Raw genomic sequence first — 712 nt, forward strand, 5'->3', positions numbered from 1 at the left:
CATGCCCTCCACGCTGTTCGCATCACCATTACCGTGCAACAGGAAAGTCCCAGTGTGCTCGGAATCAATGCGGAACGTCTGCTTGGACGGATAGCCGCCAAGGATGGCTCTGGTGATGGAGTTCAGGAATCCCACGTACTCACCACCATTTCTCGTAATCATCGCCATAGGCCGTCTGAGTGACAGCACCGTTTTTGAACATCTCCAAGCCCCACAGCGCGAACGTCACAGCACACAAAGGCGCGACATCCACGGGAGACTTAGCCCGGTTCCACACCCAGACTTCCTGCAAAGGTTTCTTGACCGCGTCAGCAGCCGCCAGCGTCAACGTGCCTTGGTCGCGGAAGCGAATGGACTTACCCACAACACGGTCGTTGAACTGGCAGTGAGCGCTGCCAAGGTCGTTGCCTTGGCATTCAGTCACTTCGATGCCCGCCAGGCGCAGGAACTCAATCAGGGATGACGCAGGAGCGCCACGGCCCTGCACAATCACCGCGTCAGGCTTGAATGCCAACTTGTTCTTGACCGCATCCACAACCCATTCGGTTCCGGGCCGCTTCATGATGATCTCGCAGTGAGGCAACCCATCATCACGCCAACCAGCAACAGCCAGATACGTGTAAGCCCGGTTATGGGAAGTGTCGATCGTCAAAACCCGCGGCGAGTCCTTCGCGATCCGCGACTCAGGATCAACACAGGCCTCAAACACTCC

At 57.4% G+C, this 712-nt stretch carries 1 protein-coding gene; it reads right to left on the reverse strand.

The window, feature by feature from the left end:
- Positions 1–139: 139 nt before the first annotated feature.
- The coding region (locus Q7C20_RS26740; protein ID WP_375071191.1) for a hypothetical protein at positions 140–712 on the reverse strand (573 nt) is incomplete at its 5' end.

It is taken from the genome of Pseudomonas sp. AMR01, from assembly GCF_041946035.1.
Classification (GTDB): domain Bacteria; phylum Pseudomonadota; class Gammaproteobacteria; order Pseudomonadales; family Pseudomonadaceae; genus Aquipseudomonas; species Aquipseudomonas antarctica_B.